The organism is Allokutzneria albata, assembly GCF_900103775.1.
Classification (GTDB): domain Bacteria; phylum Actinomycetota; class Actinomycetes; order Mycobacteriales; family Pseudonocardiaceae; genus Allokutzneria; species Allokutzneria albata.
Map to the genome: position 1 here is coordinate 6,326,262 of NZ_LT629701.1, position 16,387 is coordinate 6,342,648.

General features: G+C 70.5%; 17 protein-coding genes and 1 tRNA gene. 11 read left to right on the forward strand and 7 right to left on the reverse strand.

What is annotated here, in order from left to right; genetic code table 11:
- Positions 1–61 precede the first annotated feature (61 nt).
- Together BLT28_RS28775 and BLT28_RS28780 are read left to right on the forward strand one after the other, a co-directional pair.
- Complete coding sequence (locus BLT28_RS28775) at positions 62–1,531, forward strand: chitinase (RefSeq protein ID WP_030427963.1); 1,470 nt, start codon at positions 62–64, stop codon at positions 1,529–1,531.
- Between the two features lie 67 nt (positions 1,532–1,598).
- The gene (locus BLT28_RS28780) at positions 1,599–2,384 is read left to right on the forward strand and encodes a crotonase/enoyl-CoA hydratase family protein (RefSeq protein ID WP_030427964.1); all 786 of its coding nucleotides are present in this window, start codon (positions 1,599–1,601) and stop codon (positions 2,382–2,384) included.
- Position 2,385: 1 nt separating this feature from the next.
- On the opposite strand, the gene BLT28_RS28785 is transcribed toward BLT28_RS28780, so the two are convergent.
- Together BLT28_RS28785 and BLT28_RS28790 are read right to left on the reverse strand one after the other, a co-directional pair.
- Positions 2,386–2,796, reverse strand: coding sequence for a PPOX class F420-dependent oxidoreductase (locus tag BLT28_RS28785; RefSeq protein WP_030427965.1), 411 nt, complete (start codon positions 2,794–2,796; stop codon positions 2,386–2,388).
- A gap of 56 nt (positions 2,797–2,852) precedes the next feature.
- A tRNA-Gly gene (locus BLT28_RS28790) sits at positions 2,853–2,925 on the reverse strand.
- Between the two features lie 358 nt (positions 2,926–3,283).
- On the opposite strand from BLT28_RS28790, the gene BLT28_RS28795 reads away from it, so the two are divergent.
- Complete coding sequence (locus BLT28_RS28795) at positions 3,284–3,721, forward strand: hypothetical protein (protein ID WP_030427966.1); 438 nt, start codon at positions 3,284–3,286, stop codon at positions 3,719–3,721.
- Here the strand turns inward: BLT28_RS28795 and BLT28_RS28800 are convergent.
- A complete protein-coding gene (locus BLT28_RS28800; protein ID WP_030427967.1) occupies positions 3,676–5,643 on the reverse strand; it encodes a sigma-70 family RNA polymerase sigma factor in 1,968 nt (655 codons plus the stop codon). The genes BLT28_RS28795 and BLT28_RS28800 overlap by 46 nt on opposite strands.
- Before the next feature lie 12 nt (positions 5,644–5,655).
- Positions 5,656–5,979, reverse strand: a complete 324-nt coding sequence (locus BLT28_RS28805; RefSeq protein ID WP_030427968.1) for a YciI family protein — start codon at positions 5,977–5,979, stop codon at positions 5,656–5,658.
- Positions 5,980–6,084: 105 nt separating this feature from the next.
- On the opposite strand from BLT28_RS28805, the gene BLT28_RS28810 reads away from it, so the two are divergent.
- From BLT28_RS28810 to BLT28_RS28820, 3 genes are read left to right on the forward strand one after another with little or no spacing between them, the layout of a single operon-like run.
- Positions 6,085–6,726, forward strand: coding sequence for a DUF998 domain-containing protein (locus tag BLT28_RS28810; RefSeq protein WP_030427969.1), 642 nt, complete (start codon positions 6,085–6,087; stop codon positions 6,724–6,726).
- Positions 6,727–6,759: 33 nt separating this feature from the next.
- Complete coding sequence (locus BLT28_RS28815) at positions 6,760–7,119, forward strand: DUF1801 domain-containing protein (protein WP_030427970.1); 360 nt, start codon at positions 6,760–6,762, stop codon at positions 7,117–7,119.
- A gap of 42 nt (positions 7,120–7,161) precedes the next feature.
- On the forward strand, positions 7,162–8,028 hold the full coding sequence (locus BLT28_RS28820; RefSeq protein ID WP_030427971.1) for an Fpg/Nei family DNA glycosylase: 867 nt from the start codon (positions 7,162–7,164) through the stop codon (positions 8,026–8,028).
- A 1-nt stretch (position 8,029) separates the two neighbouring features.
- On the opposite strand, the gene BLT28_RS28825 is transcribed toward BLT28_RS28820, so the two are convergent.
- Genes BLT28_RS28825 through BLT28_RS28835 form a run of 3 tightly spaced genes read right to left on the reverse strand, consistent with a single transcriptional unit; the run spans position 8,030 to position 10,810 of the window.
- The gene (locus BLT28_RS28825; protein WP_030427972.1) at positions 8,030–8,653 is read right to left on the reverse strand and encodes a LutC/YkgG family protein; all 624 of its coding nucleotides are present in this window, start codon (positions 8,651–8,653) and stop codon (positions 8,030–8,032) included.
- On the reverse strand, positions 8,646–10,076 hold the full coding sequence (locus BLT28_RS28830) for a LutB/LldF family L-lactate oxidation iron-sulfur protein (RefSeq protein ID WP_030427973.1): 1,431 nt from the start codon (positions 10,074–10,076) through the stop codon (positions 8,646–8,648). The genes BLT28_RS28825 and BLT28_RS28830 overlap by 8 nt, the downstream gene beginning before the upstream one ends.
- On the reverse strand, positions 10,058–10,810 hold the full coding sequence (locus tag BLT28_RS28835) for a (Fe-S)-binding protein (RefSeq protein ID WP_030427974.1): 753 nt from the start codon (positions 10,808–10,810) through the stop codon (positions 10,058–10,060). Before BLT28_RS28835 ends, BLT28_RS28830 begins: the two co-directional genes overlap by 19 nt.
- Positions 10,811–10,954: 144 nt before the next feature.
- Between BLT28_RS28835 and BLT28_RS28840 the strand changes: the two genes are divergently transcribed.
- From BLT28_RS28840 to BLT28_RS28860, 5 genes are all read left to right on the forward strand, one after another.
- Positions 10,955–12,166, forward strand: coding sequence for a sensor histidine kinase (locus BLT28_RS28840; protein ID WP_030427975.1), 1,212 nt, complete (start codon positions 10,955–10,957; stop codon positions 12,164–12,166).
- 21 nt (positions 12,167–12,187) lie between these two features.
- Complete coding sequence (locus tag BLT28_RS28845; RefSeq protein ID WP_030427976.1) at positions 12,188–13,057, forward strand: S49 family peptidase; 870 nt, start codon at positions 12,188–12,190, stop codon at positions 13,055–13,057.
- 112 nt (positions 13,058–13,169) lie between these two features.
- The gene (locus BLT28_RS28850) at positions 13,170–14,006 is read left to right on the forward strand and encodes a LytR/AlgR family response regulator transcription factor (protein ID WP_231950473.1); all 837 of its coding nucleotides are present in this window, start codon (positions 13,170–13,172) and stop codon (positions 14,004–14,006) included.
- On the forward strand, positions 14,003–14,497 hold the full coding sequence (locus BLT28_RS28855) for a hypothetical protein (protein ID WP_052406985.1): 495 nt from the start codon (positions 14,003–14,005) through the stop codon (positions 14,495–14,497). Before BLT28_RS28850 ends, BLT28_RS28855 begins: the two co-directional genes overlap by 4 nt.
- A gap of 15 nt (positions 14,498–14,512) precedes the next feature.
- Positions 14,513–16,333: a sodium/solute symporter gene (locus BLT28_RS28860; protein WP_052406986.1), complete on the forward strand. Its 1,821-nt coding sequence runs from the start codon at positions 14,513–14,515 to the stop codon at positions 16,331–16,333.
- Positions 16,334–16,387 lie beyond the last annotated feature (54 nt).

The following is a 16,387-nucleotide window of genomic DNA, read 5'->3' on the forward strand; positions in this document are numbered from 1 at the left end:
CACTCATGTGAACACTCCGCCGCCGCAGAGGGTGCGCTTCCGTGCGTCGGTGGGAGGAAAAGTGGCTCGGAGAGTCCTGTTCGCTCGGGTTGCGGCGCTGGCAACCCTGCTCCTGGCCGCGGCGTTCCTCGCCGTGGTCCCCGCCTACGCGGGATCGGTCACCGCGAGCTTCACCAAGCAGAGCAGCTGGGACGGCGGGTACACCGCGCAGATCACCGTGCGCAACGACTCCGCCGGCGCCGTGAACGGCTGGAAGGTCGAGTTCGACCTGCCGCAGGGCAGCGTCGGCGCGTACTGGGACGCCTTGCAGACCAACCAGAACGGGCACTACACGTTCACCAACCGCGAGTACAACGGCGCCGTTCCGGTCGGTGGCAGCGTCACTTTCGGCTTCAACGCCACCGGAACCGCCTCACCCGCCAACTGCCGGATCAACGGAAACCCCTGCGAGGGAAGCACAACGCCGACCACCACCACGACCACCACGGCGACGACCACGACCTCCGTCGTCCAGCCGCCCGCGGGCAACAAGCTGCTGGTGGGGTACCTGCACGCGAGCTTCGCCAACGGGTCGGGCTACGTGCGGATGAAGGACGTGCCCAACGAGTGGGGCATCATCCAGCTCGCCTTCGCCGAGCCCACCTCCGTCACCTCCGGCGAACTGCGCTTCTCGCTGTGCCCGGTCGCCGAGTGCCCGACCGTGGAGAGCGAGGCGGAGTTCATCGCGGGCATCCGGGAGAAGCAGGCGCAGGGCAAGAAGGTGCTGATCTCCATCGGCGGCCAGAACGGCCAGGTCCAGCTCACGACGACGGCCGCGCGCGACGCCTTCGTGCGCTCGGTCAGCGCGATCATCGACAAGTACGGCCTCAACGGGCTGGACATCGACTTCGAGGGGCACTCGCTCTACCTGGACGCGGGCGACACCGACTTCAAGAACCCGAAGACGCCGGTGATCGTCAACCTGATCTCGGCGCTGAAGACGCTGAAGGCCAAGTACGGCAGCGGGTTCACGCTCACCATGGCCCCGGAGACCTTCTTCGTGCAGCTCGGCTACCAGCACTACGGCGGTCAGGGCGGAGCGGACAACCGCGCGGGCTCCTACCTGCCGGTGATCCACGCGCTGCGCGCCGACCTGACGCTGCTGCACGTCCAGCAGTACAACTCCGGCCCGATCATGGCTCCGGACAACCAGTACAAGCAGATGCCGAGCGTGGACTTCCACGTGGCCATGGGCGACATGGTGCTCGGCGGCTTCCCGGTGCGCGGCGACGCGAACAACGTCTTCGCGGGACTGCGCCAGGACCAGGTCGCGCTCGGCCTGCCCGCGAGCGTCAACGCGGGCAACGGGCACACCTCGGTCGCCGCGGTGCACAAGGTCCTCGACTGCCTGATGAAGGGCCAGAACTGCGAGTCGTACAAGCCGCGCGGCGTCTACCCCGGCCTGCGCGGGCTGATGAGCTGGTCGATCAACTGGGACCGGTTCAACGGAGGCGAGTTCTCGACGCAGCACTACGCGTACCTCAACCGCTGAGAGCGAGTTGCTCTACCGGACCCAGGCGGATAACGTCCGTTACTCGCCAGTAGCTTGGAGGTAGAGGATGTCCGGGACGGCACTGATCACCACCGAGCGCAGGGGCCGGGTCCTGCTGATCGGCTTCAACCGCGCGGACAAGCGCAACGCCTTCACCTCGGCGATGCTCGCCGAGCTCGCCACGGCCTACACCGAACTGGAGCGCGACCCCGAGCTGTGGGCGGGCGTGGTCTTCGCGCACGGCGAGCACTTCACCGCCGGACTGGACCTCGCCGAGGTGGCGCCCAAGATCGTCGACACCGGCTTCCCGTTGCCCGAGGGCTCGATCGACCCGTGGGGGACCCAGGGACAGCCGCGGACCAAGCCGATCGTGGTCGCGGTGCAGGGCTGGGTGCTGACGCTGGGCATCGAGCTGCTGCTGGCCTCCGACATCCGCATCGCCGCGGACAACTCGCGCTTCGCCCAGATCGAGATCAAGCGCGGCATCTACCCGTTCGGCGGCGCGACGATCCGCTTCCCGCAGGTGGCGGGCTGGGGCAACGCGATGCGCTGGCTGCTGACCGGCGACGAGTTCGACGCCGCGGAGGCACTGCGGCTCGGCCTGGTCCAGGAGGTGGTCCCGCCCGGCGAGCAGCTCGACCGCGCCATCGACCTGGCCGAGCGCATCTGCGAACAGGCCCCGCTCGGTGTGCGGGCCACCATCAGCTCGGCCCGCACCGCCGCCACCGAGGGCGAGGCCGCCGCCATCGCGGACCTGGTGCCGGGACTGATGAAGCTGATGGGCACCGACGACGCCAAGGAGGGCGTGCTCTCCTTCGTTGAGCGCCGCAAGGCCGACTTCACCGGCCGCTGACTCAGCCCGAGACGTCGGGTCCGGCCTGCTCCACCGTGATCCGCAGCAGCACGCGCTCCTCGGCGATCATGGAGGCCCGGTACTCGTCCCAGTCGGAGTGCTCGCCGCTCACGCGCCGGTAGTAGTCGACGAGCCCGTCCATCGCCCCGGGCAGCTCGACGATCTCCACGGTGCCGCTGACCTGGACCCAACGGCCGAAGAACCCGTCGGGCAGCACGCACAGCCAGGCGCGGGGGTCCCGGCGCACGTTCCGGGTCTTCATCGCGCCCGCGCGGGTGCTCACCACCACGCGCCCGTCCGCGTCGACCCCGGCGAGCACCGGGGACATCTGCGGCGTGCCGTCCCGCCGCAACGTCGTCAGCACCGCGCGGTGCTGCTCCCGGACAACGTCCAACGCCGCTTCGAGGTCCACGTCGAGATGATAAAAGCCAGGGGCCCTCGGCGACTGCCGAAGGCCCCTGGCTGACGAGCGGATGACGGGATTCGAACCCGCGACCCTCACCTTGGCAAGGTGATGCGCTACCAGCTGCGCTACATCCGCGTTTCTCAACCCGGCGTGCTGCCCGCGTTGATGTCGTCAACTCTAGCGGACGCCGGAAGCGAGATTCCACCGGGGGTCCCCACGGGCTCGCCGGCCGCTCGCGGACGAGTTGCGCGGCGGGGATGTTGCTGGTCAGTGATCGTCCTTGGGTTTTTGCCTCACCCACACGTGCCAACCGGGGGCTGGTCGCGGCACAATCCGAGCGTGATGCTCACCGCTCGCAGCCGTGTGCCCGGAGGTTCGGTGCTCGCCAGTTTCACCCGCGGGGCCTACCCGCGTCGCGGTACCGTTACAGACACAGAGCGCTCGGTGAATCGTGGCACCAGCGTGACCGGTGCCGACGGCTGAGGAGGCGCTGATGACGCGGTTGGTCCGGGGAGCGGACGGTCGGATGTGGACCGTGCGCACCCATATCGAGTGGTCGAACCCCGCCGGGGTCGACGAGTTCGAGCACGACGTCAACGCAGGGCGCACCTCCGGGATCGTCATGGGCGTGCTGGTGCTCGGCCTGGTCGCGGTCCTGGTGGCGTGGACCCCCAGCGACGTGGTCGTGCCGTTCTGGCTGCTGCTGGCCCTGGCCATGCTCGTGCTCTTCTTCCCGGCCCGGTGGGCGCTGCGCAGGCAGTGGACCGTGGTCGCCGAGACACCGGGTGACCTGGAAGAACACGGTCCCGAGCGGTGGGTCGGCGCGGTGCGCGGCATGATGGCCGCCCACCAGGAGACCACCAAGATCGCCAGGGATATCGAGGTCTACTCCACGCCCGCCGTGGACGGCCCCCTCCAGCCCATCGACTGACCGCTCGGCCTGAGCCGGCGCAGGGTGAACCCCGTGGCCTGCTTGAACAGGTACTCCGCCCGCTCGTAGGACAGTCGGCGACGGCCCGTTTCCGGGCACAGGTCGGCTTCTGCGGGCGTGCGGGCCGGTCCCGGCCTGCGGTCGGAGAGGAACACCGGTCCCCGGCTGCGGCCCGCCACCAGGCGCGGCAGCGCCGCAGCGGTCCGCGAACGCCACCTCACCCAGGTCCTGCCGACCCTGGCTCGCCGGTTCGCGAGGTCCAGGTGCTCGACGTCGAGTGCGAGCACCGCCGACACGGGCGCTGCCGACTCGTGCAACAGCAGCCACAGCGTTCGTTCGCGCAGGGAGAGGTCTTCCCGATCGCAGAGCGCGCGCACCAGTGCCGGGTCGATCGCCGGTGCCGGGCTCCCGGTCTCGGCGCGGCGCACGAGGCTCGCGGCGAGATCGTCCATCCCCGCCCACGCACCGAAGGAGCGGACCGTCGACCTGTGCCGGTTCCACGTCTTGGCGGCGGCACCGCCCCAGGCCGCGGTAAAGGCTTCCGCGATGCGGTCCGGCGTCAGCGAGGCCATGGGCAATCCCTCGCCCAGGGAGCGGCGGAGCCGCCGGAGCGTCTGCCCGTAGGAGCGCAGGGTTGCCTCGTCGAGGTCGTCACGGCTCAGGAAGTCGCGGGCGGCCGCACCGAGGGTCCGCACCGCCTGGTCACCGGGGATGATCGCGTCCGCCCGGCGCAGCAGGAAGGCGCGTTCGGCGTCGTTCCGGGCCAGTGCGGCGGCCCGCTCGAACTCCAGCCGGGCTTCGTGGTCGCGGCCGAGCCGGAGCAGAAGATCACCGCGGACCCCGGGCAGGAGGTGGTAGTCGCGCAGCAGCGGATCAGCGACCAGTGCGTCGACCAGGGCCAGTCCGGCAGCGGGTCCCTCCGCCCTGCCCACCGCGACGGCCCGGTTGAGGTGCACGACCGGTGTCGGCACCAACCGTGAGAGCGCCGCGTACAACGCCGCGATCTGCGCCCAGTCCGTCTCGTCGGCGGTGTGCGCCTGCGCGTGACACGCGGCGATCGCGGCTTGGAGGAGGTAGGGGCCAGGCGGGCCGCCCGCTTCTCGTGCGCGCAGCATCGAGGCGAAGCCCCGGCGGATGAGCTGCTGGTCCCACTTCGCGCGGTCCTGCTCGTGCAGCTGGACGGGTTCACCCGAGGGCCCGGTGCGCGCGGCGGAGCGGGATGCCTGGATCTCCATCAGCGCCACCAGACCGTGCACCTCGGCCTCGCGCGGCACCAGCTCCGCCAGCAGACGGCCCAGCCGCAACGCCTCCTGGCACAGCCCGGGGCGGATCAGGTCGTCGCCGGAGGTCGCCGAGTACCCCTCGTTGAAGATCAGGTAGACGACTTCCAGGACCGAGGACAGGCGCTGCGCCGCCTCCGGTCCGCTGGGCAGCTCGAACGGGGCGCCGGAGTCGGCGAGCGTCCGCTTGGCCTCCGCGATGCGGTGGGCGATCCGGGGTTCGGTGGCCAGGAACGCGCGCGCGATCTCCGCCGTGGTCAGGCCGCCGAGCAGCCGCAGTGTCAGCGCCGCGCGGGCGTCGGTCGGCAGCACGGGGTGGCAGGACAGGAACATCAGCCGCAGGACGTCGTCCTGCTCCGGCTCGTCCGTGCGTTGGTCCCGCGCGAGCTGTTCGTCCCGGTTCTCCTGGCGCCGCGCCCGCCGGATGTGGTCGATCGCGCGGCGTTTGGCGATCGCGGTCAGCCAAGCACCCGGGTTGTCCGGGACCCCCGAGGCAGGCCACTGCTCCAGCGCGGCGACGAGGGCGTCCTGCGCCAGCTCCTCAGCGAGGCCGACGTCGCGCACCATCCGCGTGAGCCCGGCGACGATCCGGCCGGACTCCTGCTTCCAGACCGCGCTGACCGCGCTGCGGACGTCTCGCACGGGCACCGCCCGTCAGGGGCCGAAGACCTGCTGGACCACGCTCTCGCCGTCGCCGACGATGGCGCGGAAGCGGCGGGCCAGTTCGATCGCCTCCTCCTTGGACGCGACCTCGACCAGCGCGAACCCGGCCACGGACTCCTTGGTCTCGGCGAACGGGCCGTCGGTCACGGTGATCTCCGAGCCGGAGGACGTCACGCGCACCCCGCCGGGCTCCAGGCCGCCGGTGGCCAGCAGGACTCCCGCCTCCGTCAGCTCCTGGACGAACTTGGCCATCTCGACGTGCAGGTCGTCGGGCGGCGGGGCGTCGGTGGGCCTGGTCGTCATCAAGTAGCGCACGTGCTCAGCATGCTCCACATCGCCGCAGGCAGAAAGGGCGTTCCCTGTCACATAGCCGGATCGACGCATGGGCAGCAGCACACCTCGGAACGAAGGGCTCCAGCCATGACCGCGATCCAGCACCGCAGCTCGACCGACACCCGTCTCCTGCTCACCTGCGCGGCCGCCGCGGCCCCGCTGTGGGCGGGCGTCTCGCTCCTCCAGGCCGTCACCCGGGAGGGCTTCGACATCACCCGCCACCCGCTGAGCGTCCTCAGCACCGGTTCGCTCGGGTGGCTCCAGATCGCCAACTTCCTGATCTCCGGATTGCTCACCGCAGTCGGAGCCGTGGGGCTGCGCCGGGTGCTGCGCGGCAGTCCGGGAGGCACGTGGGCGCCGCGGTTGATGCTGGTCAACGGCATCGGCATGGTCGCGGCGGGGCTGCTCGTGATGGACCCGGCTGACGGCTTCCCGGTGGGCACGCCCGCGGGCACGACCACCGCCATGAGCTGGCACAGCATCGGCCACATGGCAGCGGGCTCGATCAGCTTCATCGCCCTGATCGCCGCCTGCTACGTCCTCGGCCGTCACTTCAGCCGTGCCGGGCGCCGCGGGCACGCCGTCGCCTCCCGGATCGCGGCCACCGCGCTGTTGCTCGGCAACGGATGGGCGATGAGCGGCGGTACCGCGGGATCGCTGACTCTCGCCGTCGGCGCGATCACCGCGATGCTCTGGGTTTCCGCGGTCGCGGCCCAGTACCGCGCCTGATTCCCCACCACACCAACCAGAGAGGACACAGTCATGGCCAAGTTCGCCACCATCGCGGAGTACGCCGCCTCGCTCCCGGAGTCCCAGCGCCGGATCACCGATCGGCTCCTGCCGCTGATCGAGTCCGCGAGCCCGGGCACCGGTGCGGTCTGGCACGGGCACCCCGTGTGGAGCTTCGGGTCCGCGCCCGGCAAATCGCCCGTCTGCTTCATCAAGGCATACGGCGGCCACGTGACCTTCGGCTTCTGGCGGGGGCAGGAGATCACCGACCCGTCCGGCAGGCTCGAAGCCGGTGCCCGCGCCATGGCGAGCGTGAAGCTCCGCGCGGTTGAGGACATCGATGCCGAGTTGTTCGTCGACTGGCTGAACCAGGCGCGTGAACTGGAGAAGTGAGCAGTGGTCGCGCAGGCGCCCCGGCTGGGTCAGACTGGCCGGGTGCCTGAACTTCCCGAGGTCGAGGCACTCGCGCACCACCTGCGCGAGCACGCCACCGGACGCACCGTGAGCAGGGTCGACGTCGCTTCGTTGACCGTGCTCAAGACCGTCAGCCCGTCGTGGACCGCGCTGCACGAGCGCACCGTCACGGGTGCCGGGCGCCACGGCAAGTTCCTCGACCTGGACTGCGACGGGCTGCACCTGGTCACCCACCTCTCCAGGGCGGGCTGGCTGCGCTGGGCGGACACCCTGGCCGCGCCGCCGCCCCGCCCCGGCAAGGGACCACTCGCGCTGCGCGTGCACCTCGGCCCGCCCGGCGAGGGCCCCGGGTTCGACCTCACCGAGGCCGGGACGCAGAAGCGGCTGGCGGTCTACATCGTCGAGGACCCGGCGACCGAGGTGCCCGGTATCGCCCGGCTCGGGCCGGACGCGCTCGCGATCACCAGGGACGAGTTCGCCGACCTGCTGAAGAACCGGTCCGAGCGGCTGAAGACCCTGCTCGTCGAGCAGTCCACGCTGGCAGGCGTCGGCAACGCGTACTCCGACGAGATCCTGCACACCGCGCGCCTTTCGCCCTACGCCACGAGCGGCAAGCTCAAGGACGACGCGATCGACGAGCTGTACGCGGCGATGCGGCAGGTGCTCACCGACGCCGTCGAGCGGTCGGTCGGGCAGTCGGCGGCGCGGCTCAAGGGCGAGAAGCGCTCGGGGCTGCGGGTGCACGGGCGGGCGGGGATGCCGTGCCCGGTGTGCTCCGACACCGTCCGCGAGGTCTCCTTCGCCACCAAGGCGTTCCAGTACTGCCCGACCTGCCAGACCGGCGGCAAGCCGCTGTCGGACCGGCGGATGGACCGGCTGCTGAAGTAGCTCAGTCGCTGACGATGATCACTTCGAGGGTGCGCGGGCCGTGCACGCCCTCGACCCGGTCCAGCTCGATGTCGCTGGTCGCGGACGGGCCGCTGATGAAGGTCAACGGGCGCACCGGGTCCAGCCGCGCCAGTGCCTCCGGCACCGTGCCCACCACCTGCTCCGCCCGCACCACGCACAGGTGGTAGTCCGGCAGCAGGGTCAGCGCGCGCCTGCCCTGGCCGACCCCGGCGTCGAGCACGATCGTGCCCGTCTCCGCGATGCCCACCGCGCAGGCGGTCAGCACCCCGTCGCTGGAGTCCATCGCCTCGATCGACAGCGGCGGCGAGTCCCGCTGCCACTCCACGTCGGGGCTGAGCCAGTCCTCCGGCAGATCGGTCGGCGCGATCATCCGCCGTGCGCCACGGGCTTCGAGCAGGCCGTCGATCCACACCGTCAGCCGCTCCGCGCGGACGCGGTGCACGATCGCGCGGTAGTCGGCGACGCGCTCGGCGAAGACCTCGACCAGATCGCCGAGATCCCTGGAAACGTCGTAGTTCCGCGGGACCGGCGCGGGCTGCGGGTTGTCGCGCAGGGCGTTCCTGATGCGGCGCAACACCTCTGTGCGGGCACTTGAACTAGCCACGGGTTCGCCTCCACCACGCGCGAAAGGATTCTGCCGGCGGGACGGGAAGATCGCGCGAGTCCGTCCACTTCGAGCCGGGCCACGGCAGCCTGCCGATGCGACCGCCCTTCGCGACGAACCGGCCGAGCGAGCCCGCGCGCTGGGCGGCGGCGAACCGCTTCGGATCGCGCATCACCCACGCCAGCGCCGACATCGCGACCGCCTCCGGGCCGCGTTTTCCCTTCCCGGACACCACTTTCCCGCGGAGGTGCACCAGGATCTTCGGGATGTCGATCCGCACCGGGCAGGCGTCGAAGCACGCTCCGCACAGGGACGACGCGAACGGCAGCGAGGCGGTTTGCTTGTCCTGCAGGTTGCCCATGAGCTGCGGCGTGAGGATCGCGCCGATCGGCCCCGGGTAGACCGAGCCGTAGGCGCCACCGCCCGTGCGCTCGTAGACCGGGCAGACGTTGAGGCACGCGGAGCACCGGATGCAGCGCAGCGCCGCGCGCCCGACCTCGTCCGCCAGCGTGGCCGTCCGGCCGTTGTCCAGCAGCACCAGGTGGAACTCCTGCGGGCCGTCGCCGGGCGTGACCCCGGTCCACACCGAGGTGTACGGGTTCATCCGCTCCGCCGTCGAGGAGCGGGGGAGCAGCTGGAGGAAGACCTCCAGATCGCGCCACGACGGCACGAGCTTCTCGATGCCCATCACGGTGATCAGCGTCTGCGGCAGCGTCAGGCACATGCGGCCGTTGCCCTCGGACTCCACCACGACGACCGATCCGGTGTCGGCGACCGCGAAGTTCGCCCCGGACACCGCGACCTTGGCGGTGAGGAACTTGCGCCGCAGGTGCGCGCGGGCGGCCTCGGCCAGTTCGCGGGGCTCGTCGGACAGCGTCGCCGGGGCGTCGGGCATCTCCCTGCGGAAGATCTCCTTGATCTCCGAGCGGTTCCGGTGGATCGCCGGAACCAGGATGTGCGACGGCCGGTCCCTGCCGAGCTGGACGATCAGCTCGGCGAGGTCGGTCTCGATCGCCGTGACCCCGCCGGCCTCCAGCGCCTCGTTGAGGCCGATCTCCGCCGTGGCCATGGACTTGATCTTCACGACCTCGTCGGCGCCCGCGGCCTTCGTCAGCCGCAGCACGATCTCGTTGGCCTCGGCGGCGTCCCGCGCCCAGTGCACGACCCCGCCGCGCGCGGTCACCGAGCGTTCCAGGCGCTCCAGATAACTGTCCAAATTGGACAGAACCTCGTTCTTGACCGCCTCGCCCGCGCGGCGCAGGTCCTCCCAGTCGGGCAGTTCGCCCACCGCGAGGCCGCGCTTGCCCCGGATCGTCGTCGTGGCCTTGCGGAGGTTGCGGCGCAGCTGCGTGTCCGCGAGTGCTTTCTTGGCCGCCACGGGGAAAGCCGGGGTGCCGAGCCAGGTCACCGGGTTGCGCGCCACGGGTCCTCCTCCGTGCTGGCCAGGATCTCGGCGAGGTGCACCGGTCGCACGCCGGTGCGCAGCCGCGACAACCCGCCGCCGATGTGCATCAGACAGGAACTGTCGCCCGCCGTCACGACTTCCGCGCGCGTGGTCAGCACGCAGCTCATCTTGTCGCCGAGCATCGCCGTGGAGGTTTCGGCGTTCTTCATCGCGAAGGTGCCGCCGAAACCGCAGCAGGAATCGGCGTCGGGAAGTTCGACCAGATCCAGTCCGCGCACGTTCTGCAGCAGGCGCAACGGTTTCTCACCGACCCCGAGCATGCGCAACGAGTGGCACGTCGGGTGGTAGGTCACGCGGTGCGGGAAATACGCGCCGACATCGGTCACCCCGAGCACGTCGACCAGGAACTCCGACAGCTCGTAGGTGCGGGCGATCGCCGGGGAGTCCGCCGATCCCGTCAGCTCGGGATAGACCTCGCGAACCATTCCCGTACATGAACCGGAGGGTACGACGATCGCGTCGTAGCCCGCGAAGATCCGGGTGAAGTTGTCCGCAAGCGGCCGCGCCTGGTCGCGGTAGCCGGTGTTGAAGTGCATCTGGCCGCAACAGGTCTGGGCCTCCGGGAACTCGACGACGCAGCCCAGCCGCTCCAGCAGGAGAACGGTGGCCTTGGCGGTCTCCGGGAAAAGCGTGTCGGCGAGGCAGGTCGCGAAGAGCGCGACTCGAACGGCTGTTCCATCGAGTGTTCGCACACCGAACACCCTCTCCCGGCGGTACCGTAATGTTCAACAGGAAGCACCGACCACATCGCGCACCGGCCGGGTTCATCCATTCGGCACATTTTCAGTGCGGCGGGACAGTTGCCTTGCGGGGCCGTCACAGCGGAGCATGAGCGAGTGAGTGAGCTGCTCACCGACAGAGCAATCATGGGGAGTATCGCGGGCATAGCAGTGCTCGCGCTCTTCGTCATGCTCTGCCGCGCCCGCCGCGTCAGCACCTCCGTCGAGGACGCGACGCTGACCGCGCTGCACCGCGTCACCCAGGCCGCGCCGGCGCTCCGCGAAGGGCTCTCGGTGCGCTCGGCCGACCAGGCCACCCCGCACCTGCGCGAACTGCTGGCGTGCGTCGCGGTCGCGCTGGTCGACCCCGACGGCGAACCGCTGTCCTGGGCGGGCGAGGCGAACTACCACTTCGAGGACCTGCGCGACATCGTCGCCATCGCGGTCAACGACCGGAAGCCGGCGCTGGCCAACCACGGCACGATGGACTGCGAGATCAACAAGTGCCCGATGCGGCACGCGGTCGCCTACCCGCTGGAGGTCGACGGCTCCATCGTCGGCGCGATGGTGGTGGTGGCCGGGATCGGTGGCAAACGACTGCTCAGGGCCGCGGAGGAGGGCGCGCGCTACGTCGTCACCCAGCTCGAACTGTCCGAGCTGCAGGAGTCCCGCGAGCGGCTGGCCATCGCCGAGGTGCGCGCGCTGCGGGCGCAGATCTCGCCGCACTTCATCTACAACGCGCTGACCACGATCTCCTCGCTGGTGCGCACCGATCCCTCGCAGGCACGGGACCTGTTGCAGGAGTTCGCCGAGTTCACCCGCTACTCCTTCCGCAACGCCGGGCCGTACGTGACGCTCGCCGACGAGCTGCGCAACATCGACCGCTACCTGACGCTGGAGCGCGCCCGCTACGGCAACGACCGGCTCAACGTGAAGCTGCAGATCGCGCCGGAGGTGCTGCCCGTCGTCGTGCCGTTCCTGACGCTGCAACCGCTGGTGGAGAACGCGGTCCGGCACGGGCTGGCCAGCAAGCCGGGTGGCGGCACGGTCACCGTCGCCGCGATCGACGACGGCGCCGAAGCCGTGATCAGCGTCGAGGACGACGGTGTCGGCATGGACCCGCAGCGGCTGCGCGAGGCCACCGACAACGCTCACATGACCGGCGCCCACGTCGGCCTCGGCAACGTCGACGACCGGCTGCGCAGGGCCTTCGGCAACGACTACGGCCTGGTCGTGGAGACCAACCTCAACGCGGGCACCAAGGTCGTGCTGCGGGTGCCGAAGTTCGCCGTCGGCGTGCACGCGCCGCCGCCCGCGCCGGTCGGATGATCTTTCCGTAGGGTCGTGGGCATGAGCGTGACCGAGAAGCTGGCCGCCCGTCTGCCCATCCTCGGCAACCAGGGCGAGCGCGCGCCCGTCGTCGCCGTTGTCCGCCTGCACGGAGTGATCACCCCCAACCCGTCACCGGTCGCCAGGGGAGCGCTCAACCTGCAGGCCCTGGAATCCGCGCTGACCAAGGCCTTCGAGCACGACCGGCTCGCCGCGGTGGCGCTGCTGATCAACTCGCCCGGCGGCTCGCCGACCCAGTCCGCGCTGATCGCGACGCGCATCCGCGAGCTGGCCGACGAGAAGAAGGTGCCGGTGCTGGCCTTCTGCGAGGACGCGGCCGCCTCCGGCGGCTACTGGCTGGCCTGCGCCGCCGACGAGATCTACGCGCACGGCACCTCGATGGTCGGCTCCATCGGCGTGATCAACTCCGGCTTCGGCCTCGACCGGGTGCTGGAGCGCTTCGGCGTGCAGCGGCGGCTGCACACCGCGGGCACCAACAAGTCCAGGCTCGACCCGTTCAGCCCGGAGAAGCCCGAGGACGTCGAGTGGATGCGCGGCATGCTCGACCAGCTGCACGTGCAGTTCACCGACTGGGTGAAGCAGCGGCGCGGGGACCGGTTGCGCGGGACGGACGAGGAGCTGTTCAACGGTGAGGTCTGGCTCGGCACGAAGGCCGCCGAGCTGGGGCTGACCGACGGGGTCGGCACCCTGCGCCAGGTGGTCACCAAGCGCTGGAAGCGTGCGGAGATCACGGTGACCGAACCGAAGAAACCGCTGCTCGCCAAGCTCGGCATCGGGGCGAGCGCGCTGTTCGGCTCGCCCGCCGACAAGGTCCTCGCCGCCGTGGAGGCCGTCGAGCACCGCGCCTGGTGGTCCCGCCTGGGGTTGTAGCGGTGGCGCGGGATGACCGTGTGTTGGGCTAACGTCTGCGATCTGTCACCCTGTTGACCCGACACTGGTCGTGGACAGCGGGCCTGGGCGATCGGCAGGATATGGCGTCACTGTGAGTACGAACGGAAAGCCAGCGGGGCTCATCGTCTTGGCCATCGACGATGAGCCCAACAACCTGGACGAAATCGGGTACCTGCTGGATTCCAATCCGCGGGTGCGGCGGGTGCTGTTGGCCGGCGACGCCACCGAGGCGCTGAGCATCCTGCGCGGCGCCGACCCCGAGGTGCACCACCGGTTGCGCAACAACATCGCGCCGGTGGACGCGGTCTTCGCGGACATCCAGATGCCCGGCCTGTCCGGGATGGAGCTGGCCAGGCTGATGGTCGGCGTGCAGCCCGCTCCCGCGCTGGTGTTCATCACCGGTTTCGAGGAGTACGCGCTGGGCGCCTACGAGCTCGGCGCGCTGGACTACATCGTGAAGCCGCCGCGCGAGGACCGGATCGAGCGGGTGCTCGGGCTGGTCGAGCGCACGCAGCTGACCGCCCAGCTGGAGACCGCGGCCGCCGCCGTCTCGGAGCCGGTCGAGGAAGAGGTCATCCCGGTCGAGCTGGCGGGCACCACCAAGCTCATCCCGCGCTCCTCGGTGCGGTGGGTGGAGGCGCAGGGCGACTACGCGCGGCTGCACACCTCCGACGGCAGCAGCCACCTGGTGCGCATCCCGCTGGCCCAGCTCGAGGAGAAGTGGGCCGACGCGGGCTTCGTCCGCATCCACCGCTCGTACCTGGTCGCGCTGCCGTTGATCACCGAGCTGAAGATGGTGTCCTCCGGCTACACGGTGCGGCTGGGCAACGAGGCAGGGGCGCCCGAGCTCCCGGTCAGCCGCAGGCACACCAGGGAGCTGAAGGACCGCCTGGTCCGCGCACCCAAGAACAACTGGGGTCAGCGGTGAGTTTCCCGCACGGCCAGGACCCCCTGGAGGGAATCGGGCCTGGCGGGCAGGAGCACACGCGCAACGGGCACGGCGGGCCCGGCCACACCGCCGAGGAGGAACCGACCTACCCGCTGCGCGGCAAGCGGCGGGTCAAGGTCGTGCTCGCCGAACGACGCGGGGCCCGGCGCATCCTGCGGCCGATGGCCCAGCTGGAGGGCCAGGACACCGGGATCGCCGAGAGCGTCGTCAAGGAGCTGGTCCGCAGGCAGCTCAAGATCGCGGTGCTGCTGGCGACGCTGGTGCTCGCGCTCTACGCAGGGCTGCCCGTGCTGTTCGTGCTGGTCCCGGAGATCGGTGAGGCGGTGGTCTTCGGCATCCGGCTGCCCTGGTTGCTGGTCGGCGGGCTCGCCTACCCGTTCATGGTCTGCGTCGGCGTGGTCTACAACCGCGTGGTCGAGCGCAACGAGGCGAAGTTCGCGAACCAGTACACCGGCATGGTCGAAGACTGAGGTCGGGCGGACGCGATGGTGCAGAACAACTGGGCGCTGGGCGGGGTCATCCTCGCGATGGCGCTCACCATCGGCGTCGGCGTCTACGCGGGCCGCCGGTCCAAGACGACACCGGACTTCCTCGTCGCGTCCAGGACGATCCGCCCGCACGCCAACGCGGCCGCCATCGCGGGCGAGTACCTCTCCGCCGCGTCGTTCCTCGGCGTCGCCGGGCTGGTGTTCACCAAGGGGGCCACCGGGCTGTGGTACCCCTTCGGCTACGCGGGCGGGTACCTGGCGCTGCTGCTGTTCGTCGCGGCCCCGCTGCGCCGTTCCGGCGCCTACACCGTGCCGGACTTCGCCGAGGCCCGGCTGGGCTCGGTCGGGGTGCGCAGGCTGTGCACGGCGGTCGTCGTGCTGCTCGGCTGGTGGTACCTGGTGCCGCAGTTCCAGGGGGCCGGGCTGACCCTGTCCACCTTCACCGGGGTGCCACCGTGGCTGGGCGGGCTCGCCGTCGCGGCCACCGTCACGATCAACGTGATCGGCGGCGGCATGCGGGCGATCACCCTGGTCCAGGCGTTCCAGTACTACCTGAAGCTGTTCGCGCTGGCGTTCCCGGCGTTCCTGCTGTTCTTCGTCTTCCTGAACGACGACAAGGCCGAGTACCGGTCGCTGTCGGAGCCGCTGCCGCCCGCGTTCGCCCGCGAGACCACGATCGACGTGACCACCCCGGTCAGGCTCCAGGTGCCGCAGACGGTGTCACTGCGGGCGAAGGGCGTGATCGACGGCGCTCCGGTCGACGGCGGCGCGATCTGGGCGGCGGGCACGGTCAAGTCGGTCGGCAAGGACACCAAGCTGGTCTTCCCGGCCGGGGCGCCGGTCCCCTCGGTCACCACCGCCGCCGCCGACAACGCCAGCTGGCTACGGCCGATGTCCGGCGGCTGGCCCCAGGTGCTGGAGATCTGGTCGCTGATGTTCGCGACCTTCTTCGGCACGATGGGGCTGCCGCACGTCCTGGTCCGCTTCTACACCAACCCGGACGGCTCCTCCGCCCGCACCACCACGCTCTACGTGCTGGTCCTGGTCGGCGGGTTCTACCTGTTCTCGCTGATCTTCGCGGGGCTGTCCCGGTTGTACGTGCCGGAGCTGCTGGTCACCGGCCAGGACAACACCGCGGTGCTGCTGCTGCCGAGCGCGATGCTGGACAACTGGTTCGGCCAGCTGCTGGCCGCGCTGACCGCGGCCGGGGCGTTCGCGGCGTTCCTGTCCACCTCCTCCGGTCTGGTGGTCAGCGTGGCGGGCGTGCTCTCCACCGACGTGCTGCCGGGCCGGGTGCGGGACTTCCGGCTGGCCACGGTCTTCGCCTCGACGGTGCCGATCGTGTGCGCGCTGCTGTTCCCCAACCTCGGTGCGGCGCAGGCGGTCGGCCTCGCGCTGTGCCTGGCCGCGTCCACGTTCTGCCCGTTGCTGATCCTGGGCATCTGGTACCGCGGGCTCACCCCGTTCGGCGCCACCATGGGCATCCTCACCGGCGGCGGGGTGGTGCTCGGCTCGACCGCCTACGTCCTGCTCACCACCTCGACAAGCGGCTGGGTCAACTCGCTGGTGGCGCAGCCCGGCATGATCAGCGTGCCGCTGTCGTTCCTGTCGATGTGGTTCTTCAGCAAGCTCACGCCGAGGAGCGTGCCCAGGGACGTCTCCCAGGTGATGCTCCGGATGCACGCACCCGATCGGCTGGGATTCACCAAGGACCGTGACGTGCAGCGGTTCGGCAACCAGTCCCAGCCCCCGGTCGACGTGTCCAAGCGGACCACGACCACCCTGACCGGTTGGGCCAACCGGCGGCAGCGCAAATAGAGCGCGTTCATGCTGCTCACGGCCCTGATACTGGGCCGTTCGGCCTAGCCGTGC